Origin of the sequence: Nocardiopsis sp. LDBS1602 (genome assembly GCF_035818715.1) — a bacterium.
Lineage (GTDB): Bacteria > Actinomycetota > Actinomycetes > Streptosporangiales > Streptosporangiaceae > Nocardiopsis > Nocardiopsis alba.
Genome location: NZ_JAYLVW010000012.1, coordinates 54,735 through 78,442, shown reverse-complemented (window position 1 = coordinate 78,442; position 23,708 = coordinate 54,735). Strand labels below are relative to the sequence as shown.

At 69.4% G+C, this 23,708-nt stretch carries 22 protein-coding genes; 12 read left to right on the top strand and 10 right to left on the bottom strand.

The window, feature by feature from the left end; all coding sequences use genetic code 11:
* Positions 1-12 precede the first annotated feature (12 nt).
* Together U9J66_RS24315 and U9J66_RS24310 are read left to right on the top strand one after the other, a co-directional pair.
* Entirely contained in the window at positions 13-438 is a 426-nt protein-coding gene (locus tag U9J66_RS24315; protein ID WP_014908701.1) for a cytochrome c oxidase subunit 4, read from the top strand.
* Positions 439-669: 231 nt separating this feature from the next.
* Complete coding sequence (locus U9J66_RS24310; protein WP_400412605.1) at positions 670-1,944, top strand: L,D-transpeptidase; 1,275 nt, start codon at positions 670-672, stop codon at positions 1,942-1,944.
* Positions 1,945-1,973: 29 nt separating this feature from the next.
* On the opposite strand, the gene U9J66_RS24305 is transcribed toward U9J66_RS24310, so the two are convergent.
* The 5 genes from U9J66_RS24305 to U9J66_RS24285 form a co-directional block, all read right to left on the bottom strand.
* A complete protein-coding gene (locus tag U9J66_RS24305) occupies positions 1,974-3,107 on the bottom strand; it encodes a glycosyltransferase family 4 protein (protein ID WP_161110191.1) in 1,134 nt (377 codons plus the stop codon).
* Between the two features lie 111 nt (positions 3,108-3,218).
* Positions 3,219-4,280, bottom strand: a complete 1,062-nt coding sequence (locus tag U9J66_RS24300) for a C40 family peptidase (RefSeq protein WP_014912059.1) — start codon at positions 4,278-4,280, stop codon at positions 3,219-3,221.
* Between the two features lie 337 nt (positions 4,281-4,617).
* Positions 4,618-5,619, bottom strand: a complete 1,002-nt coding sequence (locus U9J66_RS24295) for a C40 family peptidase (RefSeq protein ID WP_014908707.1) — start codon at positions 5,617-5,619, stop codon at positions 4,618-4,620.
* Positions 5,620-5,869: 250 nt separating this feature from the next.
* A complete protein-coding gene (locus tag U9J66_RS24290) occupies positions 5,870-7,246 on the bottom strand; it encodes an NYN domain-containing protein (protein ID WP_326338858.1) in 1,377 nt (458 codons plus the stop codon).
* The gene (locus tag U9J66_RS24285) at positions 7,243-7,524 is read right to left on the bottom strand and encodes a hypothetical protein (RefSeq protein ID WP_014910911.1); all 282 of its coding nucleotides are present in this window, start codon (positions 7,522-7,524) and stop codon (positions 7,243-7,245) included. Before U9J66_RS24285 ends, U9J66_RS24290 begins: the two co-directional genes overlap by 4 nt.
* A 124-nt stretch (positions 7,525-7,648) precedes the next feature.
* Here U9J66_RS24285 and U9J66_RS24280 point away from each other — a divergent pair, with 124 nt between their 5' ends.
* From U9J66_RS24280 to U9J66_RS24270, 3 genes are read left to right on the top strand one after another with little or no spacing between them, the layout of a single operon-like run.
* Positions 7,649-9,400: a DEDD exonuclease domain-containing protein gene (locus U9J66_RS24280; RefSeq protein WP_400412612.1), complete on the top strand. Its 1,752-nt coding sequence runs from the start codon at positions 7,649-7,651 to the stop codon at positions 9,398-9,400.
* Positions 9,378-10,142 (top strand): rhomboid family intramembrane serine protease, encoded by a 765-nt coding sequence (locus U9J66_RS24275; RefSeq protein WP_014908810.1) that lies wholly within the window; start codon positions 9,378-9,380, stop codon positions 10,140-10,142. The genes U9J66_RS24280 and U9J66_RS24275 overlap by 23 nt, the downstream gene beginning before the upstream one ends.
* Positions 10,143-10,193: 51 nt before the next feature.
* Entirely contained in the window at positions 10,194-10,469 is a 276-nt protein-coding gene (locus U9J66_RS24270) for an Lrp/AsnC family transcriptional regulator (protein ID WP_014910589.1), read from the top strand.
* Positions 10,470-10,553: 84 nt separating this feature from the next.
* Here the strand turns inward: U9J66_RS24270 and trpD are convergent, their stop codons facing one another.
* Positions 10,554-11,675, bottom strand: coding sequence for an anthranilate phosphoribosyltransferase (gene trpD, locus U9J66_RS24265; protein WP_017535114.1), 1,122 nt, complete (start codon positions 11,673-11,675; stop codon positions 10,554-10,556).
* A gap of 235 nt (positions 11,676-11,910) precedes the next feature.
* Complete coding sequence (locus U9J66_RS24260) at positions 11,911-12,342, bottom strand: hypothetical protein (protein ID WP_017535115.1); 432 nt, start codon at positions 12,340-12,342, stop codon at positions 11,911-11,913.
* A 482-nt stretch (positions 12,343-12,824) separates the two neighbouring features.
* Between U9J66_RS24260 and ctaE the strand changes: the two genes are divergently transcribed.
* From ctaE to qcrB, 4 genes are read left to right on the top strand one after another with little or no spacing between them, the layout of a single operon-like run.
* Entirely contained in the window at positions 12,825-13,451 is a 627-nt protein-coding gene (gene ctaE / locus U9J66_RS24255) for an aa3-type cytochrome oxidase subunit III (protein ID WP_169336177.1), read from the top strand.
* A 17-nt stretch (positions 13,452-13,468) separates the two neighbouring features.
* On the top strand, positions 13,469-14,389 hold the full coding sequence (qcrC, locus tag U9J66_RS24250; protein ID WP_014911746.1) for a cytochrome bc1 complex diheme cytochrome c subunit: 921 nt from the start codon (positions 13,469-13,471) through the stop codon (positions 14,387-14,389).
* Positions 14,382-15,515 (top strand): cytochrome bc1 complex Rieske iron-sulfur subunit, encoded by a 1,134-nt coding sequence (gene qcrA / locus U9J66_RS24245; RefSeq protein ID WP_014910126.1) that lies wholly within the window; start codon positions 14,382-14,384, stop codon positions 15,513-15,515. The genes qcrC and qcrA overlap by 8 nt, the downstream gene beginning before the upstream one ends.
* A 3-nt stretch (positions 15,516-15,518) precedes the next feature.
* Complete coding sequence (gene qcrB / locus U9J66_RS24240) at positions 15,519-17,162, top strand: cytochrome bc1 complex cytochrome b subunit (protein WP_014913558.1); 1,644 nt, start codon at positions 15,519-15,521, stop codon at positions 17,160-17,162.
* An 82-nt stretch (positions 17,163-17,244) separates the two neighbouring features.
* Here the strand turns inward: qcrB and U9J66_RS24235 are convergent, their stop codons facing one another.
* Complete coding sequence (locus U9J66_RS24235; RefSeq protein ID WP_326338856.1) at positions 17,245-18,381, bottom strand: MFS transporter; 1,137 nt, start codon at positions 18,379-18,381, stop codon at positions 17,245-17,247.
* Here U9J66_RS24235 and U9J66_RS24230 point away from each other — a divergent pair.
* Entirely contained in the window at positions 18,320-18,730 is a 411-nt protein-coding gene (locus U9J66_RS24230) for a helix-turn-helix transcriptional regulator (RefSeq protein WP_326338854.1), read from the top strand. The genes U9J66_RS24235 and U9J66_RS24230 overlap by 62 nt on opposite strands.
* Here U9J66_RS24230 and U9J66_RS24225 read toward each other — a convergent pair.
* On the bottom strand, positions 18,718-20,526 hold the full coding sequence (locus tag U9J66_RS24225) for an AMP-dependent synthetase/ligase (RefSeq protein WP_014910279.1): 1,809 nt from the start codon (positions 20,524-20,526) through the stop codon (positions 18,718-18,720). The two genes, U9J66_RS24230 and U9J66_RS24225, sit on opposite strands and share 13 nt — an antisense overlap.
* A 517-nt stretch (positions 20,527-21,043) precedes the next feature.
* On the opposite strand from U9J66_RS24225, the gene U9J66_RS24220 reads away from it, so the two are divergent.
* Positions 21,044-21,514 (top strand): hypothetical protein, encoded by a 471-nt coding sequence (locus U9J66_RS24220; RefSeq protein WP_326338851.1) that lies wholly within the window; start codon positions 21,044-21,046, stop codon positions 21,512-21,514.
* A gap of 123 nt (positions 21,515-21,637) precedes the next feature.
* Entirely contained in the window at positions 21,638-22,585 is a 948-nt protein-coding gene (locus U9J66_RS24215) for an ROK family glucokinase (RefSeq protein WP_326338850.1), read from the top strand.
* A gap of 84 nt (positions 22,586-22,669) precedes the next feature.
* Here the strand turns inward: U9J66_RS24215 and U9J66_RS24210 are convergent, their stop codons facing one another.
* Positions 22,670-23,500, bottom strand: coding sequence for a lysophospholipid acyltransferase family protein (locus tag U9J66_RS24210; RefSeq protein ID WP_017535119.1), 831 nt, complete (start codon positions 23,498-23,500; stop codon positions 22,670-22,672).
* Positions 23,501-23,708 lie beyond the last annotated feature (208 nt).

Sequence of the window (23,708 nt, the reverse complement as noted above, 5' to 3'; positions counted from 1 at the left end):
GGGCGGCCACACATGAAGATGCAGGCCTACCTGTTCATGGGCATCTCGACCTTCTTCGGTCTCATCGGTGCCCTGTACATCTACTGGTCCCTCCAGGAGACCGGCGAGATCGAATGGGCCGGATCCACGGCCCTGGTCGTGGCCATCGGCTTCGGCTGGATGATCGGTTTCTGGCTCTGGCAGGCGGCTCGCCGCAGTGAGCGTTTCCACGGCCTCCCGGCCGAGGAGCGCCTCGACGGCGAGATCGCGGAGAACGCCGGCGAGTACGGCTTCTTCAGCCCGCACAGCTGGTGGCCGATGTTCGTCGCCCTGGCCGTCGCCTTCACGGCGGTCGGTGTGGCGATCGGCTGGTGGATGGTGTTCATCGGCTTCTTCGCCATCATCCTCACCGCGATCGGCTGGATCTTCGAGTACTACCGCAAGGAGTTCCAGCACTAGAGCGCAGCCCAAGGTTCTGTCACTCTCTGGGTAGAATTGACTACTTTGGGTAGATAGTCAGCGTCACCGCCCCGGTGGCCGGACGCGTGGTCCTCGACCCGCGCCGGACACCGGGGTTCTTCGTCACGGTGTCCTTGGCTACCGGGGCACGGTGAACGGGCCCCGGCGGGCCCGTCCGCCTCCGGATACACGCCCCGCGGAACGGACGTTGGAGGTCCTGTGAAGCCGTGTATGAGACGACGAGCGATCGCGGGGGCGGCCCTGCTCTCCCTCCTGGCGGCCTGTGCCCCGGGCGGAGAGGACCAGGACGCGCGGAACGCCCCGGGGCCGGAGCCGACCATCACACCCGAACCCGGGGCCACCGGGATCGCGCCGAACACGCCGGTCCGGGTCGAGACCGACTCGGGGACCATCACCGACGTCTCGATCGAGCAGGTCGTACCCGAGGAGATCGCCTCGGCGGACACGACCGGGGAGGACGCCGAGAGCGCCCCCGAACTCGAACACACCGGAACCCTGAACGAGACCGGTGACCGTTGGACCTCGGACTGGAACCTGCGGCCGGGCGCCGCCGTCACCGTCATCGCCACCGCCTCCGACGAGGCCGGCCGGGAGACCGAGGTCGTCTCGGAGTTCACCACCCTCCCGGCCGACGGGAAGGAACGCCTGGAGGTCGCCTCCACCTTCCCCGCGGACGGACAGACCGTCGGGGTGGGAATGCCCGTCATCGTCGACTTCGGTCGACCCGTGACCAACAAGACCCAGGTGGAGAACTCCATCCAGGTCGTCTCCGAGGAGGCGACCCGCGGCGCCTGGAACTGGCTCACCGACGAGACCGCGGTCTTTCGCCCCGAGGAGTACTGGGAACCCCACCAGAAGGTCACCGTGGACCTGAGACTGGCCGGGGTGGAGGCGGGCGACGGCGTCTACGGCACGACCGACCGGCGTCTGGAGTTCGAGGTCGGACGCGAACTGATCGCCACCATGCACGTCCCCGACCACGAGCTGAACGTGGCCGTGGACGGGGAGAAGGTCCGGAGCATCCCGGTGAGCAACGGGGCGGCCGACCGCCACTTCAACACCACGACCTCCGGCGTCCACCTCACGATGGAGAAGTACTCGTCCATGGTGATGGACTCCGCCAGCGTCGGTATCCCCGAAGGGTCGCCCGGCCACTACCGGCTGGACGTCGACTGGGCGGTGCGCACCTCCAACAGCGGCGAGTTCACCCACTCCGCCCCGTGGAACTCGGGGAACCTGGGGTCGGCGAACACCTCCAACGGCTGCACCAACATGGCGCCGAACGACGCCCGCTGGTTCCACGACGAGGTCCTGATGGGCGACGTCCTCGAGACCACCGGAACCGACCGCGAACTGGAGTGGGACAACGGCTGGGGCTACTACCAGCGCTCCTGGGAGGAGTGGCTGTCCCACAGCGAGACCGGTGAGCCCCACGTGACCGACGGCTCGGCCACTCCGGGCACGGTCCACGGCGAGGACCTGTGAGGGGGACCCTCACCTGAGCCCCGAGGGGCTCAGGAGTCGCTCAGGAGGCTCTCCAGGCGATCGAGGGTCCGATCCCAGGTCCACTCACGACCCACCCATTCCCGGCCGCGTGCGCCCATCAGGGCGGCGCGGTCGGGGTCCTTCAGGAGACGGATCAACGCTCGAGCGGTCGGCCCCGGTAGGGAACCGTCCACCACGTGTCCGGTCTCGCCCTCCAGGACCGCGTCCGGGGCACCGCCCGACGCGCCGGCCACGACCGGCAGCCCGGTGGCCGACGCCTCCAGATAGACCATTCCGAGCCCCTCCACGTCCAGACCGCCCCTCCGGGTCCGGCACGGCATGGCGAAGACGTCGCCCGCGTCGTAGTGTGCGGGCAGTTCCTCGGCCCGCACGGGGCCGGTGAAGTACACCGACTCGACGCCCTCCGCCGCCGAACGGAGCCGGGACGCGTACGGGCCATCGCCCACGAGCAGCAGGGCGGCGTCGGGAACGTCCTTCAACACCCGGGGCCAGGCCCGGATCAAGGTGTCCTGCCCCTTACGCGGGACCATCCGGGAGACGCACACCACCACGGGACGGCCGCCCAGCCCCAGACGCGCGCGCACCTCCTCGCCGCCCGCCCCGGGACGGAAACGCCCGGTGTCCACCCCGGGGGCCAACCGCCGCATCCGGGCCGTCGCCACGGGGGAGAGGGAACGCGCCAACCGACGCCGCGTGTACTCGCCCAGGTAGGTGACGGTGTCCACCGACGATCCGATCCCGCGCAGTGCCGCCCCGGCCCCGGGGACCACCGTCCAACCGGTCTCGTGCCCGTGGGTGATCGCCACCTGGCGTCGCGCCACGGAACGCAGGGCCGGAGCGAGCAGCCCCAAGGGCGCAGCCGCCCCGTACAGGACCGAGTCGCACCCCTCCAACCCGGCGATGACCCGCGCCCGCTCCGCCACCCGGGGCGTCGGCAGAAGGACCCCGGCGCCGTCCCGCACGATCGGGAACGGCTGCCGCACGTCGAAATGGGGATCGCCGGCCCGATCCGCGGCGGCGGGAGAGGAGCAGTAGACCACGACCGACCCCTCCGGCCGGCGCAGCGCCAACTCGTGGACGAAGGACTCGATCCCCCCGGCCCGAGGCGGAAAGTCGTTGGTGATGATCAGCGTTCGCGACACGTCAGGAGTCTAGGGGGCGGGACGTGTTCGCTTCGCGCCTCCGCTTCGCTTCGGGTGATTCCGGGGCGGGGTGGGGGAGCGGGTACCTGTCACACCCCGCCGAGGGTGTCCCTACGGGCGGACGGCGGCGACGAAGTTGGAGCGGTAGTGGTCGTTGAGGGTGACGGTACCGATGGGGCGCGCGGAGGTGGAGGCGTGGACCATCACGCCGTCGCCCGCGTACAGGCCGACGTGGTCGGGGCTGGAACCGTAGAAGAACAGCAGGTCGCCCGGCTGCTTGTCGTCCCAGGACACGCGCTGTCCGGCGTTGATCTGGTCGTAGGTGGTGCGGGGCAGGCTCACACCGGCCTGGGCCCAGGCCGCCTGGGTCAGTCCGGAGCAGTCGTAGCCGTCGGGACCGGTGCCGCCCCAGATGTAGGGCTTGCCGATCTGGGCGTAGGCGAAGTCCAGAGCGGTGCGGGCGTTGCCGGACGCGGGACCGGTGTAGCTGCCGCCACCGCCTCCGCCGCCACTGGAGCCGTTGCCTCCGGAACCGCCGCCGGTGGTCGTGCTCTCGCCGCCGTTGTCGACGTTGCGGGTGGCCTCGGCGCGTTCCTCCGCGGTGAGCTCGGAGAGCAGTTCCTCCTGCTCGGCGATGGCGGCCTCGGCCTCCTCGGTGGCCTCCTCGGCCTCCTCCAGGGCCTGGGCGGCGCTCTCCTCGGTGCTCTCCGCCTCCGATCGCAGTGACTCCAGGTGGTCGAGCTCGTCCACGTACCGGTCGAGCCCCATCTGCTGCTGTTCGGACAGATAGGTCAGGTCGGCCTGGTGCTCCAGCGCCTCCTCGGGGCCGGAGGCGCCGATGAGCTGGGTGGGGGAGGTCGGGTCGACACCGATGTAGGAGATGTTGGCGAGGGCGCGTACCCCGCCGCTCAGGTCGTCGACGGTCTTCTCGGCGGCCTCGATGTCGGCGAGCAGATCGGTGAGCTTCTCCTCGGCGGCCTCGTGCTCCTCCTTGGCCTCGTTGTAGGCCGCGTTGAGTCCGATGAACTCCTCTTCGAGGCGTTCGATCTCCTCACGGACCTCGTCGCTGGTCGGCTCCGCCCGCGCCACCGCGGAGGAGGCGAGGAGGACGACGACGCCGATCGAGGCGATGGTCGCCGAACGGCGACCGGGGGCACCAGAGAACACGGACACGAGGTCAGCACCTTTCTCCCGCCGCTCCGGTGATCGGGAACAGGCGGGCGTACCGGGCGGGGGCGGAGTCGATGAGGACGACCGAAAGGGGGTCTGCTGTGCCCGACCCGGGCGAGGCCGTCACCGACGGGGTTCGGTGAAGAGGAACGACCTTGCTCGGCGACGAACACTAGTGCATCTCTTGGGTGGCTCTCAACTGTTTCGTGATGTTCTGGAAGAAGGGGAGGTCTGTCCGAAACCCGCCCCACGAGACGCTTCCACGAACCTCGGGGTCCGGGGCCGGAACGAACACGAGGCCGTCGCCCCGAAGGACGACGGCCTCGTGGACACGAGTGGTTCAGGGACGAACCGCGAACTGGAACTGACCGCCCCAGTAGGCGGCCAACCCGACGACCTCCAGGTTGCGGCCGCTGCTCGGGGCGTGGACCATCTGCCCGTTGCCCGCGTACAGACCGTTGTGACCCAGGTCGCCGAAGAAGAAGAGGATGTCGCCCGGCTGGACCGCGCTCATGTCGTAGATGCGGGTGCCCACGTCGGCCTGCCCGTAGGTGGTGCGGGGCAGGTCGACACCGGCCGCGCGCCAGGACGCCTGGACCAGGCCGGAGCAGTCGTAGCCGTTGGGGCCGGTGCCGCCCCACACGTAGGGCAGACCCACCTTGGAGTAGGCGAAGTCCAGGGCCGTCGACGCGCCGCCGCTGCCACCGCCCGCGTGGCTCTGGCCGCCGCTGTCGTCGGCGCCCTCGGCGGAGGCGTCGGAGTCGGGGAACTGCGCGAGGAGCTCCTGCTGCTCCTCGATCGCCTTCTCGACCTCCTCCTTGGCCTCCTCGGCCTCGTCCTTCGTCTTCTCGGCCTCCTCCAAGGCGGACTCGGCCTCGTCCTTGAGCGCGAACAGACGCTCGGCGGAGTCGCCGAAGTCGTCGAGCTGGGCCTGCTGGGCCTCCGACAGGTAGGTCAGGTCGGCGTTCTGTTCCAGGAGCGTCTCGGGACCGTCGGAGGTGAGGACGTTCGCGGTCGAGCTGAGGTCGCCGCCCTGGTAGGTGGCGTTGGCGAACTGCTGGACCTTCTCGCGAAGCTCCTCGTAGCGGTCCTCCTCGTCGCCGACCTGGTCGTCGATCTCGTCGAAGGCGGCCTTGGCGGCCTCGTAGTCCTCTTCGGCCTGGTTGTAGGCCTCTACCGCTTGGGCGGCCTCCTGGTTCAGCTCCTCGATGCGGTCCTCGACCTCGTCCTGGGTCGGCTCCGCGTGTGCGATACCTGGGGCGATGAAGGTGCCGGCGGCGACCACGCCGAGGCCGGTCGTAGCGATTCGGCGAGCCGTACGCCGACCACCGGGGTTCTTCATGGCGGTCCACGCTCCTTGAGTCTGGGAAATCCGCAGGGGTGTCTGGGAGACGAAAGCTGGGGGCGCCCGTGGGTCACGGGGCTGCCATGAGTGTGCGGGTCCTCACCGGGGACGGACACAGGGGTGGCCTTCTACCCGATGAGGCACTCACGTTCGGGAAGAACCTAGCGGAACGGCCTTCCCCGCTCAACCAGGGCAGGGCCCGAAGACCCCCCGTGACACGGGTGAGCGTGGTCACCATCAGGCACTCTCAGGACAGTTGTCGCAGGAAGATCAGGGAGGGGACGGCCCTGGCCCCGGCCCTGCGGACCGCCCGAACGATCTCCTGATCCGAGGTCACCACGGCGATCGGACGACCGGGCGGCTCGGCCCGCACCAGTCGGACGATCAACTCGTCCGCCGTCTCGCCCGGGGCGCTGAACAACAGCCGGACCCGACGGTTCGGGACCACCGGAGGGGTGTCGACGTCGGCGCCGTCGAACACGCAGGTGATCTCGGCCCTGGTCCGGCTCGCCAGGCCCTCCAGCGACGCCAGCAGACGGTTGCGCTGATCGACCAACGGGAGCGTGCCGTACCCGGTCTTGGTGACGTTGTAGCCGTCCAGCACCAGGTGCACCCGGGGGACGGTCAACAGGTGCTCCAGCAGCCCGGGGTCGTCGTCGGGCAACCCGTCCAAGGACACCCGACGGCGTTCGTCGCCGGCGGCGGCGACCAGGTCGGCCGGGCTGTCCAACCCCGTGGGCAGCGCCAGTTCGCGTCGCAGACCGTGCGAGGCGTCCACCAGGACGTCGAGGAGGACCCGGAGACGGGCCTCGTCGGCGTTGCGTCCCGTGCGCACCGCGCGACGGGCGTTCTCCACCTGGGCCTCGGCGTCGGCCAGCCTCGCCCGGAGTCTCCGGTTCTCGCTCTCCAGGGAATGGACCCGGTTCTCGGTCTCGCTGCCGTGCTCCCGGGCCCGGCTCATCGCCTCTTCGGCCTCGCTGGTGGCCGTTCGGGCGCGCTGCCGCTCGTTGTGCACCTTCCGGCGCAGTTCGGCGATCTCGGTGCGCTGGTCGGAGATCTGCGCACGTAGACGGTCCGTCTCCGAGCGGTGACCGCGCCTGGTCTCCTCCAGCTCCCGGCGCACCTCCTCCAGGGCCTCGGCGGCCTCGTCCACCTCTTTGGCGTTGTTGCGCCGTTCCAACTCCTGGTGGACGTCCTCGATCATCCGAGGCCAGCCGGGCGGACGCAGCAGATAGGCGCAGGCGGCCACGGCCACGGGATCGGCGGCCGGAGGGACGACCCCCGCGCGCATCCCCTCGGCGAGCTCGGGCCAGACCTGTTCCACCCGTGAGGCGACCAACGCGCGAAAGTCCGCGTCGTTCTCCAACTGGGCGGCGATCTGCGGACCGGCCAACCTGGCCCTGCGCCGGGGCTCGAACCTGGCCACCCTGCGCAGTACGGGCGGAAGATCGGCCGTGCGCATCCCGCCCAGCACGTCGGATCCGTACTCCACCACCCGGGCACGGACCGTCTCGGGCAGGGGACGGAAGAGCCGCTCGGCGGGGTCGTCGTCGGAGTCGGAGGCCCCGCTCCGGTCGATCGGTTCTCCGTCGGTCCGGCCGCCCGCCTCCGGGCCGCCACTCATGCGAGACCCGTCGGGCTCTCCGCCGAAGGGTCGGAGTCCGACCGGTCGGCGTCGGGGCGGGGGACGATCTCCACACTGTCGGTGGCGCCGCACCAGCGGCACCGCACCCGTTCGATCGTCTCCGACAGCACGTTGCGCTCCTCGACGGCACCGGCGCCCGACAGCTCCTGGTGCACGTAGTCCTGGGAGCGGACGGTGCGGGTCACGTCGAACCGCGTGAGATTGCCGCACCCCGTGCACCGCCAACGCTCACTGTCACCCGGCATCGCGATCCCCACGGGGTTCCTCCTCGTTGTCGTCGTCATCGTCATGGGGCCGAGCGCCCTCTGGCGTCCCGGTGCCCCCGGTGCCCACATCTTTCCACGTCGGGAGGGTCGGGCGTTCTCCCGGAGAGGTTCGGTCGTGCCCCCCGACTACTCTGACCGGGTGGTTCGACAGTCCGTGACGCCCTCGGGCGTCCAAACCAGCATCGGTGACCTCGGCACCCCGTTGTCCGAGGTCACCTTCGTCGTCGTCGACCTGGAGACCACCGGGACCAGCGCGTCGAGGTCCCGGATCACCGAGGTCGGCGCGGTGCGGGTCCGTGACGGCGAGATCCTGGACGAGTACACCACCCTGGTCGATCCCGATACCCTCATTCCGGCCGAGGTCACCCTCCTGACCGGGATCACCCAGTCCATGGTGGCGACGGCGCCCCGGATCGAGAAGGTCCTGCCCGAGCTGTTGGCCTTCCTCACCGAGGATCCCGACAGTGTGCTGGTCGCCCACAACGCCCCCTTCGACACCGGTTTCCTGAAGGCCGCCTGCGAACGCGAGGCGCTGGAGTGGCCGGCGCCGCCGGTGGTCGACACCCTGCGGCTGGCCCGGGCCCTCCTGCCCGTGCCCAAGGTGCGCAACCACCGGCTGGGCACCCTCGCCGCCTACTACGGCGCCTCCGTCACCCCCGATCACCGAGCCCTGGACGACGCCCGCGCCACCGTGGACGTGCTCGGCGGGCTCATCTCCGAACTCGTCCCCTTGGGCGCCACCTCCCTGGAGGAGCTGCGGGCGGTCTCCAAACCACCGACCAAGGCCCAGCGCGCCCGCAGGCACCTCGCCGAGGACCTGCCCGACCGTCCGGGCGTGTACGTGTTCACCGACTCCCGGGGCCACAGCCTGTACGTGGGCAAGAGCAACAACCTCAGACGCAGGGTCGCCTCCTACTTCACCGCGGCCGAGTCCCGCCGCCGGATCCGCGAGATGGCCGGTCTGGTCGAGGCGGTCACCCCGATCGTCTGCGCCACCGACCTGGAGGCCTCCGTCCGTGAGCTGCGCATCATCGCCGAACGCAAACCCCCCTTCAACCGGCGTTCGCGCAACCCGGAGAACGTCCGCTGGGTGAAACTCACCACCGACGCCTACCCGCGTCTGGCGGTGGTCCGTTCGGTCAAGGACGACGGCGCCCCCTATCTGGGTCCCTACCGTTCCGCCCGCGAGGCGGACGAGGCCCGCGAGGCACTACTGCACGCCCTGCCCCTGCGACAGTGCACCCACACCTTCGCCCCGCCCGAACGTACGGTGCCACGCTGCGTACTCGCCCAACTGGGGCGTTGCGGCGCCCCCTGCGACGGGACCCAGGGGCGGGACGAGTACGGGGTCCACGCCGAAGAGGCGCGCACCGCCATGACCGCCGACCCCGCTGTGGTGGTGGACGCGCTCACCGCGAGGATCGGAGAACTGTCGGCCGAGCTGCGCTACGAGGAGGCGGCGAGTCTGCGCGACCGTCTCGTGGCCTTCCTCCGGGGCGCCCGGCGGTCCCAACGTCTGACGGCGCTCGCCTCGGTGCCCCACCTGGTCGCCTCCCGGCCGGGGGACCGGGGATGGGAGACGATCGTGGTCCGCCACGGACGTCTGGCCTCCTGCGCCGTCCTGACCCCGGGGACCGACCCGGCGGCCTTCCTGAACTCGCTCACCGCCACCGCCGAACGCGTTCCGCCCGGTCCCGGACCGGTGCCCAACGCCACGGCGGAGGAGGGCGAGCTGATCCTGGACTGGCTCACCACCCCCGGCACCCACCTGATCGAGATCGAAGGTGAGTGGACATGCCCGTTGCGGAGCGCCGAAGCCCACGATCGGATGACACACTGGGCCCATGGCCGCGCTTCCGCTCAATGACGACTATCCCGTCCGCCGCGCACCGGTCGTCACCTACGGCCTGATCGCCGCGAACGTCCTCGTCTACCTGCTCTCCCCACAGGCGGCCACCGCCGTCTGGTACCCGGCCGACATGCTCGAACGGTTCTGCGCCGTCGACGCCTACTTCATGCGCTGGGGGGCCATCCCGGACGAGATCCTCGGACGCGCGGCCCTGGCCGAACCGCTCACCCCCGAATGCGGGGGGATCGAGGGCAAATCCGTCTGGTTCTCGGTGCTCAGCTCGATGTTCCTGCACGGCGGCGCCATGCACCTGCTCGGCAACATGGTCTACCTGTTCGTGTTCGGACCGGTGGTCGAGGACCGTATCGGCAGGCTCCGCTACCTGCTCCTGTACGTGCTGACCGGGGTCGTCGCCGTCTACGGGCACGCGCTGGTGGACATGGACGGCGGGGTGCCCATGATCGGGGCCTCCGGCGCCATCTCCGGGGTGCTCGGGGCCTATCTGGTGGTCCAGTTCCGCAGCCGTGTGACCACGCTCGTGTTCGGCGTCGTCCCGATGAGGCTGCCCGGATGGGCGGTGGTCGGCAGCTACTTCGCGCTTCAGTATCTTCTCTACGTCACATCCTCGACCGCCCCGGGCGGGGGATCCGGCGTGGCCTACGCGGCGCACGTCTACGGGTTCATCGCGGGGCTGATCGCGGCACCGGTGGCCTTCCGTTGGCGCAGGAACTCCGGAACACGGCTCTCCGACGCCTACTAGAGCGACGCCCTCCCCGTCCCGCCCACGTACCACGAACGCCCAGGAGGCACAGTGATCACCGCGATCGTCATGATCAAGGCCGACGTCCACCGCATCCCGGAGGTCGCCGAGGCCATCGCCGAGATCGAGGGCGTCAGCGAGGTCTACTCGGTGACCGGAGGCGTCGACCTCATCGCCATGGTGCGGGTCCGCCGTCACGAGGACCTGGCCGACGTGATCCCCGGCCGGGTCAACAAGGTGCCCGGCGTGATCTCCTCCGACACCCACATCTCCTTCCAGACCTACTCCAAGCACGACCTGGAGTCGGCCTTCGCCCTGGGCTGGTAGGCCCGGACACCGAGACGGGCGGGGCGCGGCGGATCCGATCCACCGCGCCCCGCCCGTCTCGTTCCGAGGGGGCGTCCCCCGATCTCAGCGGGCCTCGGCCGCCTCCCGGCTGCCGCGCACCCAGGTCTCCAGCGCCCGCTCGGCGGAACCGTCGTCGACCGCGGCGGCGGCGCGCGCGTATCCGACCCGCACGGCCTCGGTCAGATCGCCGTCGATGCCCTCCACCGCGGCCAGCGCGGCCCCGGCGTTGAGCAGCACCGCGTCGCGGACCGGCCCGGTACGGCCGGCGAGCAGGTCGCGTACCGCCTGGGCGTTGAAGTCGACGTCGCCTCCGCGCAGGGCGTCCGGGGCCGAGCGCGGGATCCCCAGGTCGGTCGGGTCCAGCCGCTCGCGGCGGGCCCGTCCCTCGGAGACCACCCACACCGTGGAGGTGGTGGTCGTGGTCAGCTCGTCCAGACCGTCGTCGCCGCGGAACACCAGCGCCGAGGAACCGCGACGGGCGAAGACCCCGGCGATGACCTCGCACATGCGCTCGTCGAACACCCCGATCGCCGAGGTGGTCGGCCGGGCCGGGTTGGTGAGGGGCCCCAGGAAGTTGAAGACGGTCGGCACCGCCAGCTCACGACGGGGCTTGGCCGCGTAACGCAGGGAGGGGTGGAACAGCGGGGCGAAGCAGAAGGTGATCCCCGCCTTCTCCGCCAGCAGGGCGGTGGGTTCCGGCGCCAGGTCCAGGACCACGCCGAGCCGCTCCAGTACGTCGGCGGTCCCGCACGAGGAGGAGGCGGCGCGGTTGCCGTGCTTGACCACCCGGGCGCCCGCGGCCGAGGCCACGATCGCGGCCATGGTGGACACGTTCACCGTGTGGGCCCGGTCGCCGCCGGTGCCGACGATGTCCAGGGTCGGGCCGGGGATCTCGATCCGCACGGCGTTGTCGAGCATGCCCTGGGCCAGACCGGTCACCTCGGACACGCTCTCGCCCTTGGCGCGCAGGGCGATGGCGAACCCCGCCACCTGCGCGTCGGTCGCCGACCCGGACATGATCTCGTTCATCGCCCACTCGGTGTCGGAGGCGCTCAGGGAGACGCCGCCGAGCAGGGCGGTGATCAGGTTGGACCAGGTGCGCTCCTCGACGGAGGAGGAATCTCCGACGGGAGCGCCGGTATCGACGGCGTTCCGTTCCGCGGCGGACGATGCGGGGACGTTCATGTGGGCTACTCCTGATGGAAGGGCGTGGGAACGGGGTCGTCGGGCGGGCACGGGTGAGGTGCCCGCCCCTCAACGACCCGGGCGGGGAAGGGCGAGGATCCGGGCGCGGCCGCGCCATCGCCCGGTACTCGCGCCGTGGTTGAGGGCTCCGCCCACCATGAGGCCACGGCGCATGTCCCTCGCGCCGTCGTCCCCTCCGGCCTTCACCAGGCCGTGTTCCGCACGCCCCACCGGGTCACCCGCTGAGTGCCGCCACGCGGCGGCGCATGAGGTCGGCCAGCGACTCGGCGAGCGCGACCGGGTCGATGGGGTGGCTCACCACCTGGTCGGCCTGGGACCAGGTCGCCAGCCAACCGTCGTCGCGCCGGCCCACCAGGAGGAGTACCGGGGGGCAACGGAAGATCTCGTCCTTGACCTGGCGGCACAGGCCCATCCCACCGGTGGGCGCGGCCTCACCGTCGAAGATGGCCACGTCGATGCGCTCGGCCGGGTCCTTGGACTCCAGCTTGCGCAGAACGCCGGGCGCGGTCGCGCACTCGACGAACTCGACCTTGGGGACATCGGTGGCGGGGCGGCGGCCGATGGCCGTCCGCACCTGCTCACGGGTGTCCGCCTTGTCGCTGTAGACCAGCACGCGCATCCTGGCGTCCGTGTCCGTACCGCTCATCGCGCAACCGTCCCATCGCGTCAGTCCGCGGCCGCCGCCGTGGGGGGTGCGGCCGTGGCGTTCGTTGGCTGTATGACTACGACTCTATTGCCTCGTGCCCCCGCCGGCCCAGGAGAGTCGAGGAACCGGTGGAGAGGTTGAGACCTTCGACACCACAGCATGCCAGGGGCGTGAAGGGCTTCGTCCGACGGCCTCGAGGGCGCCGTTGCCCAACGGTGATCGTTTCGATATCTCGGCGTTGGAAAGGGAGGGTTCGGGGGCGGTCTCGCGGGGTACGGAACGCCGCAACCGCGCAGGATCGCGGTTTTTCACGCATGTGAGCGCGCCGTGTGCGGAGAGTGGGGCCGGCGGCGGTTACAGTAACGCCCATGTCACGGATACGCCTCCGCCCGTGACCCCGATGACGGTCGATACCGGGACTGATCCGTCGCCTTACGGGGGGTCGAGTACGGACCTTCGCGAGATGCCGTAATAATGCTCCCGTGGCGACAGCAACCGCGAACCCAAAAACAGCAACCGCACCAGCGCATGGTGCGGCAAAGCGTCCTGACCTGGTGAGTGTTGGCACCATCGTTTGGCTTGCCAACGAACTCATGTTCTTCGCTGCGCTGTTCGCGATGTACTTCACCATCCGATCGGTGACGAACGGGAACCCCGAGCTCGGCGAGTGGGCGGACGTCCACCTCAACGTGCCCTGGGCCTCCACGATCACCGTGGTCCTGGTGGCTTCCAGCTTCACCGCGCAGTTCGGCGTCTGGGCCGCGGAGCGCGGTGACGTCAAGAAGCTGCGCATGTGGTTCTTCATCACGTTCTTCATGGGCCTGTTCTTCATCCTTGGACAGGCCTATGAGTACTACGAGCTCATCTTCCACGAGGGCCTGACTCTCCAGTCGAGCGCCTACGGGTCGATGTTCTACCTGACCACTGGCTTCCACGGACTCCACGTCATCGGTGGGTTGATCGCGTTCCTCATCATGCTGGGACGCACGTACGCCGCGAAGCGCTTCACTCACCAACAGGCGACCAGTGCGATCGTCGTGTCCTACTACTGGCACTTCGTCGACGTCGTCTGGGTCGCTTTGTTCTTCACCATCTACTTCATCCAGTAACCCGAAACGGGGAAACCGTGAAATGGATTACCGCGCGGCGACGGCATCCCCTGGCGGGGTATGTCGTCGTCATCCTCGCGCTAGCCCTGTTCGGGGTGGGGTACGCCTCTCTGGCCCCCACCGCGGACCAGGCAAGCGCGCAGACGCTTTCGGCTGAGGCCCCGTCCCCCGAGGACGTGGACACCGCCGCGGGCAAGGCCATCTTCGACCAGACGTGCGCCTCGTGCCACGGCCTGGACGGTTCGGGTTCGGCCCTGAACGGTCCCGACCTCCGTGAGGTCGGATCGGCCGCCATCGACTTCCAGGTCAGCACCGGCCGTATGCCGTCGATGGACCCCGATTCCCAGATGCCGCGCAAGCCGATGGTCATGTCCGAGGAGGACCTGGCCAACCTGATCGCCTACTACGACGAGTCGATCAGGACCGACGGTAGTGGCGCCGACGTGCCCTACGACGTTCCGGGTACGCCTCCCAAGGCCGATGACTTCGAGGACCAGGCGGCCTACGAGGCCGCCATCGAGGACTACGAGGCGGAGTACGACTCCTACATCGAAGGCGCCGACGACGTCGACATGGGCATGAAGCTCTACCTGACCAACTGTGCGCACTGCCACAGCTGGTCCGGTGGCGGCGGCGCCCTCACCGACGGCCGGTGGGCCCCGGAGATCCACGACTCGACCCCGCGTCAGATCTACGAGGCCATGGTCAGCGGACCCGGCGCCATGCCGATGTTCAGCGATGGCGTCATCGCTCCTGACGAGAAGCAGGAGCTCATCTCCTATGTGAAGACGTTGCAGGCGGAACCGAACGCCGGCGGCATCTTCGACCTGGAGCGAGTCGGCCAGGTCGCCGAGGGCTTCATCGGGTGGACCGTGGGTCTGACCCTGATCATCGCCTGCGCGATCTGGATCACCGCGAAGCAGCGTGCCCATGACTGAGAACAACAACAATGACAACAACGAGGCCGGGGCCGACGAGCGTGTGGTCGGCACCCCGAAGGACACCACGGACGTGGTGACCGAGACCTCGTCTCACGCCGAGCGTGAGCACAACGGGCCGTACCTGGCCTCGGAGACCCACCACCACCCGGAGGAGCAGCAGCGCCGCGGCGAGAAGCTCGCCTCGGCCTGGTTCATCATCGCCTTCCTGGCGGGGATCGGTTTCCTGGTCTCGTACTTCCTCTTCCCGCCGAACGCGGCGGGGGAGCCCGCGATCGCGGACCCGCAGATCGGCCAGTACTCGAACCTGCTGCTCGGCGGGACCCTCGCCATCGCCATGTTCGGTATCGGTGCCGGTATGACGGTGTGGGCGCGCAACGTGATGCCCCACTACGAGGTGGCCTCTCCCTACGACGAGCTTCCCTCCAGCGAGGAGGAGAAGAGCTCCTTCAGCGAGTTCTTCATGAAGAGCGCCGACGAGAGCGGCTTCACCAAGCGTCCGCTGATGCGCCGTACGCTCATCGCGGCCATGCTCCCGCTGGGGCTGGCCCCGGTGGTGCTCCTGCGCGACACCGGGCCCGTGCCCGGCGACCTCATGAAGAAGACCCGGTGGACCGACGGCATGCGCATGTACGCCGAGGGCACCCACCGTCACCTTCGTGCCGAGGACCTGGAGAACGACCCGTACGGGATGATCTCCGCGCTTCCCGCTCTGGACGACGAGGGCTACCCGCACGGGATGAGCCTCACCGACCAGGCCAAGTCCGTCATCCTGCTCATCAAGATGCCGGAAGAGGACTGGAAGCCCGGAATGGACCAGCCGGTCCGCAAGGGCAGCGACGAGACCCACATGAACTGGACCCACCAGGGCATCGTGGCGTACTCGAAGATCTGCACCCACGTGGGCTGCCCGGCGGCGCTCTACGAGCGCACCACGCACCGCATCCTGTGCCCGTGCCACCAGTCCACGTTCGACGCGTCCGACGCCGCCAAGGTCATCTTCGGCCCGGCCCACCGGCCGCTGCCGCAGCTGCCCATCGGCGTCGATGACGAGGGCTACCTCGTCGCCCGGGGCGACTTCAACGAGCCGACCGGGCCGACGTTCTGGGAATACGCGAAGGACTAGTCGATGAGTAAGACCACGCAAGCACCCAAGGCGCTGCGCGGCGTCGGAAACTTCATCGACGACCGCTTCCACCTGGCGAAGACCGGTGAGAAGAACCTGCGCAAGGTCTTCCCGAACCACTGGTCCTTCATGCTGGGCGAGATCGCGCTGTACTCGTTCATCATCCTGCTCTTGAGCGGTGTCTTCCTGACGCTCTGGTTCAAACCGAGCATGACGGAGATCATCTACGACGGCTCCTACGAGCGCCTCCAGGGCGTTCCGATGAGTGAGGCGTTCGCCTCGACCCTGTACATCGACTTCGATGTCCGGGGCGGGTTCCTCATGCGTCAGATCCACCACTGGGCCGCGCTGATCTTCGTGGCCTCCCTTGTGGTGCACATGCTCCGTGTGTTCTTCACCGGGGCGTTCCGCAAGCCGCGTGAGATCAACTGGCTCATCGGTATCGCCATCTTCGGTCTGGCCATGGTCGAGGGCCTCTTCGGCTACTCGCTGCCGGACGACCTGCCCTCCGGTATGGGTGTTCGCATCCTCCAGGGCGTGATGTTGGCGCTGCCACTGGTGGGCTCCTACATCTCGATGTTCCTGTTCGGCGGGGAGTTCCCCGGCGAGGACATCATCACGCGTCTGTACATGCTGCACGTGCTGCTGATCCCGGCGATCCTGCTGGCGCTCATCGTGGCGCACTTCATGATCCTGTGGCACCAGAAGCACACGCAGTATCCAGGGACGGGACGAACGGACAAGACGGTCGTGGGAACACCCATGTTCCCCGGGTTCGCGGTCAAGGCGGGTGGGTTCTTCTTCTTCACCTTCGCCGTCATCGCGGGTCTGAGCGCCCTTGTCCAGATCAACCCGATCCACCTGTTCGGTCCCTTCACGCCGACGTCCATCACCTCCGGTCTCCAGCCGGACTGGTACATGGGCTTCATGGAGGGTTCGCTGCGGATCTTCCCGAACTGGCTCGACTTCACGATCCCGATCGGCGCCGGATACCCGATCATGACCGCGGTCCTCGTGCCCGGTCTGGTCATCCCCGGCCTGATCTTCGGTGGACTGGCCATGTGGCCGTTCATCGAGCAGTGGATCACCGGTGACAAGAGCGCCCACAACGTCGCGGACCGCCCGCGCAACGCCCCGGTCCGCACCGGTCTGGGCGTCGCCGGCATCGTCTTCTACGGTGTGCTCTGGCTCGCCGGTTCGAACGACATCCTGTCGGAGACCTTCTCGATCGACCTCTACGTGACCACGTACATCTTCCGTACGCTGGCCATCCTCGGTCCGATCATCGGTTTCATCGTCGCCAAGCGGATCTGCCTGGGTCTCCAGCGCCGTGACCGGGAGATCCTGGAGCACGGTTACGAGAGCGGCACCATCCAGCAGCTCCCGAGCGGTGAGTTCATCGAGGTCCACAAGGAGAGCTCGGCCGAGACCACCCACGTGCTGGAGAGCAAGCCGGTCATCACCTCCGACGCTCTGACGGAGGGGACGACCGACGAGAAGGGCGTGGAGAACCCCGAGGCCCGCAAGGGCATGGGCAAACTCCGCAGGTCCCTGGCCCACTGGTACACGAAGGACAACATCTCCTTCGAGGGCGTGGAGCCCCACAGCGGGCACCACCTGCACCACGGGAGCGACAAGGACCACTAGGTCCCCCGCGTCCCGATGAGGGGCCCGACCGCCGAGCGCGGTCGGGCCCCTCACGTGTTCGGGGAAGGCGTCCAGGAGGCCCTCAGATCCTCTCTGCGGCCTCGGGAGACCTTCCCGCGCCCTCGGGCTCCCGCCCGAGAGGGCGAAGATGCCACAAGGACATCAGGGACCACACCCCGACCAGGACCGCCAGACCCGCGCTCGTCCAGGCCGCGGCGGCGAAGGCCGTGTCGAAGGCGGCGCGGACCGCGGACACGAACGCCTCTCCGGCGGGCCCGGACGTCCCCTCCGCGAGGGCGACGCCTCCTCCCATACCGTCGGCGGCGGACTCCACCAGGGGTGCGGGCAGATCCGACGGGGCCCGGGCGATCACCTCGTTCCGATAGATCGAGGCCGCCACGGTGCCGATCGTGGCGATCCCGAAGGCCGGTCCCAGCTCGTAGGCGGTCTGTCCCAGGGCGGAGGCGGCCCCCGCCCGTTCCGGGGCGGCGGCTCCCACGGCCAGATCCGTGCCCAGCACGGTGATCGGGGCCACACCGAGGACCACCAGGCTCAACCCCGCGCTCAGCCACCAGGCCTCCCGGCCGTCGGCGCCGGCCGGTACGGCGAACCCGGGGAGCGCGATCGCGACGCCGGCGACGATGACGAGTGCGGGCCTCAGGCGCCGGGCCAGGACGGGGGTCGCCTGAGAGCCCAGGATCAGGGCCAGGGCAGGGGGGACCAGCCAGAGCCCGGCGGTCAGGGGCGGGACGTCCATCACCAGACGCAGGTACTGCGGCGCCAGGTACTGGACGCCGTTCATCGCGGCCAGGCCCAGGAAGAGCAGGAGCAGCGCGGCCCGGAAGGTCCGGTCACGCAATAGGGAGACCTCCGGCAGAGGGCCGGGCACCCGGGCCTGACGGCGGGTGAAGAGGACGCCCATGACCGCGGCGATCAGCAGTGCCACGATCACCGGGACACCCACCAGGAACACCGACCCCCACCAGAAGTGGGCGACCACCGCCCCGCCGATCACCGGGCCGACGGCGATGCCCGACGACGCGGATCCACGAAGAGCGTCGAGATCAGGGCCAGGGTCGAGGGCAGGACCGCCGCTCCGGCCGCTCCCAGGAGCGCGCCGGCGGCGGGGGTTCCTGCGGGGGCCGTGGTCGGTACCGGTGAAGGGGGAGGAGGAGCGTTTCGGTCTGGTGATCCTCCTCGGCGGCGACGGGGCGCTCACCCCGGAGGGAGGCCATCCCCTCCACCTGGCCGCGCGGGGAGGGGTCTCCCGTGCCTCCTTCGCCCGCCGGTTCAACGAACTGGTGGGGGAGAGCCCCATCGCCTATCCGACGGCGTGGCGGATGACCCTGGCGTCGGAACTGTTGTTGGAGCCCGGCGCCACCGTCGACAGCGTGTCGCGCCGGGTCGGGTACGCCGACCCGTACGGATTCAGTGAGGCGTTCCGGCGTCATCTCGGGCTACGGCCCGGAGCCCACCGGGACCTGCTGACGGCCGGTGGGAAAGGCCGAGGGGCCGGTCGCGTCGGCGACCGGCCCCTCGGGGAGGACTTCGAGGATCAGACGTCGTAGATGTCGTCGATCTCCTTGCTCCACTGCTTGCTGACCACGTGGCGCTTGACCTTCAGGGAGGCGGTCATCTGGCCGCCCTCCTCGGTGAAGTCGCTCGGCAGGATCTTGAACTTCTTGATGCCCTCGGCCTTGGACACGGCCTTGTTGGCGTCGTCGACGGCACCCTGGATCGCGGCCTGGAGGTCGGCGTCCTCGGTCAGGTCGGCGATCTCGCCGCTCTTGCCGTTCTGGTCCTTCCAGAGCGCGAACGACTCGGGGTCGATCGTGATCAGGGCGGCGATGAACTTGCGGTTGTCGCCGACGACCATGCACTGGCTGACCAGGGCGTGGGCGCGGATCCGGTCTTCGAGGACGGCCGGGGCGACGTTCTTGCCGCCGGCGGTCACGATGATCTCCTTCTTGCGACCGGTGATGCTCAGGAACCCGTCGTCGTCGAGGGAGCCGAGGTCGCCGGTGCGGTAGAAGCCGTCCTCGAAGGCCTCCTTCGAGGCCTTCTCGTTCTGCCAGTAGCCGACCATGATGTGGTCGCCCTTGAGCAGGATCTCGCCGTCGTCGCCGATCTTGATGGTGGTGCCAGGCATGGGCTGGCCGACGGTGCCGATCTTGTTGAAGCCGGGGCTGTTGACCGAGGTCGGGGCGGTGGTCTCGGTGAGACCGTAGCCCTCGATGATGGTGAGGCCGGCGCCGCGGAAGAAGTGGCCCAGGCGGTCGCCCAGGGCCGAACCGCCGGAGACCGCGTAGCGGGCCTCGCCGCCCAGACGGTCCATGAGCTTGCTGTAGACCAGCTTCTTGAACAGGCCGTGCTTGAGCTTGAGGGTCAGCGGCACGTTGCCCTTGCCCAGGGCCTTGCTGTACTCGATCGCGGTGTCGGCGGCGATGTTGAAGATCTTGCCCTTGCCCTCGGCCTCGGCCTTCTGCTGGGCCTTGGTGAAGACCTTCTCGAACACGCGGGGGACCGCGAGCAGGAAGGTGGGCTTGAAGACCGAGAACTGGTCGATCAGGTCCGGACCGGTGCTGGGGAAGTGGCCCAGGACGGCCTTGCCCTCGATGACCATGACCTGGACGAAGCGCGCGAAGACGTGCGCGAGGGGGAGGAAGAGCAGAGTGGAGGGGGCGCCCTCGTGCCCGAGGATGATGGGCTTGGCCGGGCCCTCCAGCGCCGCGTGGGCGATGAAGAGGAAGTTGCGGTGGGTGAGCTCGCAACCCTTGGGGCGGCCGGTGGTGCCGGAGGTGTAGATGAGGGTGGCGAGGTCGTCGGCCTTGACGGCGGTGCGACGCTTCTCCAGGTCCTCGTCGGAGATCCCGGTGCCGGTGGCGACCAGCTTCTCCAGGTCGTCGCCGTCGAAGCGCCACACCTTGGTCAGCTCGGGGGCCTGCTCGCGGATCGACTCGACGCGCTCGGCGTGGTCGGGGGTCTCGACGAAGGCGGCCTTGGCGCCGGAGTCGGACAGGATCCACTGGATCTGCTCGGCGGAGGAGGTCTCGTAGATCGGGACGGTGACGGCGCCGATCGACCAGATGGCGTAGTCGATGACGGTCCACTCGTAGCGGGTGCGCGACATGAGGGCCACGCGGTCGCCCTGCTCGATGCCCGCGTTGATCAGTGCCTTGGCGTAACCGACGATGTCGGCGTGCAGACGCTCGACGGTCACGTCACGCCACTGGCCGGAACCGGCCTGCTCCTGACGGCGGGCGGCGATCGCCTTCGGCTCGCCGGCCGCGCGCGCAAAGAGCGTGTCGGTCAGCCGCGCCTCGTCTGAGATCTCGGCTTTCGCGGGAGAGCTGTATTCGCGCACGTGGTGCTCCTGGACGTGTACGGGTGCTGGTGGATGGGGCCGTGACGACCGTAACAACAGAATCCTACTCGTGAGTAGGATGGCTCCTCGTTCGGTATCCAACGGTGATCCGGGCTTGACGTGCGAGTGGAACCGTCCGGGCCCCGTCGGTCGTCCGTCCGCGCGCCGTTCCGGGTGCCGTGGGCGGCTCCTCGTCCCGGGCGCGTACGCGTGGGTCCCGCCCTCGTCCGGGGCGCCGGGACCGCAGGTCGGGCGGGTGTCCGAGTGGTCTCCGGCGCGGATATACGGAGCCGAGACTATCGTCTGCCCCCTTCTCGGCGCACCTCGGACTCGGGTCGCTCTTTATGACTCCATGAGCGATCCATGGGGCCATGGGTGTGTATCCTCCCGTTTCCTTCAACGTGGTCGGGTCCCCGAGTCATCCCTGGTTCCCCCCTGAACCTGCCCTGAGAGGTCTGCCGGCGCCCCTGTCGGGCGGTTAACGTGAGGCCACGGCACGACAGGAGGCTCTCCAGAGATGACCGAGAACAACGGCGCGGCACGGGATCGCTCCCGATCCGACGGCCCCGACCTCATCGACGACGCCCTGCGCCTGGTCGACACCCTGCAACGCAGATTGTTGGTCGAGGGGGTCAAGCGTGGTGTGGGCGCCGTCGCCTCCCCACCGCCCAAGAAGGACGTGTGGGAGGAGGCGATCCGGATCGAGACCGATCAGCGGCGCCCTCCGTTGGAGGAGTTCGTCGACATCGTCCGTACGAGCGCCCCCGAGGTCGCCGGCCATCTGGGGCGGGCGGGGCTGACCCTGGCCGACGCCCTCGGGCGGACCTGGGGCGTGGTCGAGCGGACCCTGGAGGAGGGGCGCGAGGAGGCCGAGCGTCTCCGCGGGGAGCGTGAGGAGCGGGAACGAGAGGACCGCGAGCGCGACGAACGCGTGCGCCGGGAGTCCTCGGAAGGCGACGCCCGGGACGCCGTGGAGAAGCGGGACTGACGCGGAGTGTACGGGGCCTCGCATGCCTGGTTTAATCGAATGGTTTACACCATTTGAAAACCCTCTGCCATGAACCTTGAGACTTATGTCAGAGTTCGGGCGTAAGTGCGAAGGAGCTGTCCCATGCTGACCATCGGCGTAGACATCGGTGGAACCAAGGTCGCCGCCGGTGTCGTCGACCCCGACGGACAGATCCTGGACAAGGTCAAGTACCCGACCCCGTCCGGCGACCCCGGCCAACTCGCCGAGGTCGTGGCCAAGGCCGTGGAGGAACTGCGCGGCCGTAGGCCCGACGACACGGTCGAGGCCGTGGGCGTGGGCGTGGCCGGCTTCGTCGACGAGGACCGGGCCACCGTCCAGGTCGCCGTCAACCTGGGGCTGCGCGACGAACCGCTCAAGGAACGCGTCCGGCGACGGATCGAACTGCCCGTGGTCATCGAGAACGACGCCAACGCCGCCGCCTGGGCCGAGGCCCGCTTCGGCGCGGGGCGCGGCAGCGACCACATCGTCTGCGTCACCCTGGGCACCGGGATCGGAGGCGGCCTGGTCCTCGGCGGTCGGCTCCACCGCGGCCGCTACGGGGTGGCCGCCGAGGTCGGCCACTACCGGGTGGTGCAGAACGGCCGCCGGTGCGCCTGCGGGGACCAGGGCTGCTGGGAGCAGTACGCGAGCGGCACCGCCCTGGTCGCCGAGGGACGGGACCTGGCCCGCACCGACCCCGTACGGGCGGCCCGCATGCTGGAGCTCGCCGGTGGGGACGCGGACCGGGTCGACGGCGAGTGCATGACCCGCGCGGCCCTGGAGGGCGACACCGGCGCCCTGGGCTGCTTCGAACGCGTGGGGGAGTGGGTCGGGATCGGCCTGGCCGACCTCGCGGCCATCCTCGACCCCGAGTGCTTCGTCCTGGGCGGAGGGGTCTCCGACACCGGGGACATCATCCTCGGCCCGGCGCGCGAGGCCTTCGAACGCAACCTCTCGGGACGTCCGAACCGTCGTCCGGCCCAGGTCCGCCTGGCCGAGCTCGGCGGCGAGGCGGGCATCGTCGGGGCCGCGGACCTGGCCCGACGCTGATCGAGGCCGCGAACACCCGAAGGGGGCGGTCACCGGAAGGATCCTTCCGGTGACCGCCCCCTTCGGGTACGGCGTCCTCCGCGCTCAGGCGTCCTCGTCGGAGCCCTTCTTCCTCGCGGCCCGCTCGGCCTTCTTCGCCGCCTTGCGCTCGGCCCGCTCCGCCTTCTTGGCGGCCCGCTTCGTGCGACGGCGGTCCTTGTCGTCGGCGTTCTGCTCGCGCCGGGCCTCCTTGGCCTCGGCCTCCAGCTCCGCCTTGACCGACTGGGCGTAGCGGTCCACGTACTCCTGGCCGGACAGCTCCATCAGCGCGTACATGATCTCGTCGGTGACGGCGCGCAGGACCCGCTGGTCCTTCTCCATGCCGTAGTACCGGGAGAAGTCGAGTGGTTCTCCGAAGACCACCTTGGGTCGCACGCCCAGCTTGGGGACGGTGCGGCCGGGGGGCATGATCTTCTCCAGGTTGATCATGGCCATCGGGACCACCGGGGCCTTGGCCTCCAGGGCCAGACGGGCCACGCCCGTGCGTCCCCGGTACAGCCGGCCGTCGGGGGAGCGGGTCCCCTCGGGGTAGATGCCCAGCAGGTCACCGCGCTTGAGCACGCGAAGACCGGTGCGCAGGGCCGCCTCACTGGCCTTGCCGCCGGAACGGTCGATCGGGATCTGGCCGACGCCGGTGAAGAAGGCCCGGCTGACGAACCCCTTCACACCGGTGCCGGTGAAGTACTCGGCCTTGGCGAGGAAGGTGATCTTGCGGGGCAGGGGCAGTGGCCCGAAGAAGTGGTCGGAGAACGACAGGTGGTTGCTGACCATGATGGCCGGACCGCGCCTGGGCACGTTCTCCACGCCCTCGGCGCGAGGCTGCCACAACACGGCCAGGACCGGCCCCAGGATCGCCTTGACCACCCAATAGAACATCTCTTCAGATCACCCCTGCACACGCGGGGAGCTTGGGGCAAGGGCCTGCCACGTCTCACTGTCCCGCTCTGCCGACAACGTCAGGAAACCCCCGCGGAACCGCGGGGGGAGGTTGACGAAGCCATCCTTCCACCACGTGCGTATTACCGCCAAAGCGTCCGGAACCGTCCTCGGTGTCCATCACGTGGGGAGGGAGCCGTACCGCGGG

Coding starts and splice junctions, on each gene's coding strand:
- U9J66_RS24315 (WP_014908701.1), top strand. CDS start 13: ATGAAGATGCAGGCCTACCTGTTCATGGGCATCTCGACCTTCTTCGGT.
- U9J66_RS24310 (WP_400412605.1), top strand. CDS start 670: ATGAGACGACGAGCGATCGCGGGGGCGGCCCTGCTCTCCCTCCTGGCG.
- U9J66_RS24295 (WP_014908707.1), bottom strand. CDS start 5,619: ATGAAGAACCCCGGTGGTCGGCGTACGGCTCGCCGAATCGCTACGACC.
- U9J66_RS24290 (WP_326338858.1), bottom strand. CDS start 7,246: ATGAGTGGCGGCCCGGAGGCGGGCGGCCGGACCGACGGAGAACCGATC.
- U9J66_RS24275 (WP_014908810.1), top strand. CDS start 9,378: ATGGCCGCGCTTCCGCTCAATGACGACTATCCCGTCCGCCGCGCACCG.
- trpD (WP_017535114.1), bottom strand. CDS start 11,675: ATGAACGTCCCCGCATCGTCCGCCGCGGAACGGAACGCCGTCGATACC.
- U9J66_RS24260 (WP_017535115.1), bottom strand. CDS start 12,342: ATGAGCGGTACGGACACGGACGCCAGGATGCGCGTGCTGGTCTACAGC.
- qcrA (WP_014910126.1), top strand. CDS start 14,382: ATGACTGAGAACAACAACAATGACAACAACGAGGCCGGGGCCGACGAG.
- qcrB (WP_014913558.1), top strand. CDS start 15,519: ATGAGTAAGACCACGCAAGCACCCAAGGCGCTGCGCGGCGTCGGAAAC.
- U9J66_RS24220 (WP_326338851.1), top strand. CDS start 21,044: ATGACCGAGAACAACGGCGCGGCACGGGATCGCTCCCGATCCGACGGC.
- U9J66_RS24215 (WP_326338850.1), top strand. CDS start 21,638: ATGCTGACCATCGGCGTAGACATCGGTGGAACCAAGGTCGCCGCCGGT.
- U9J66_RS24210 (WP_017535119.1), bottom strand. CDS start 23,500: ATGTTCTATTGGGTGGTCAAGGCGATCCTGGGGCCGGTCCTGGCCGTG.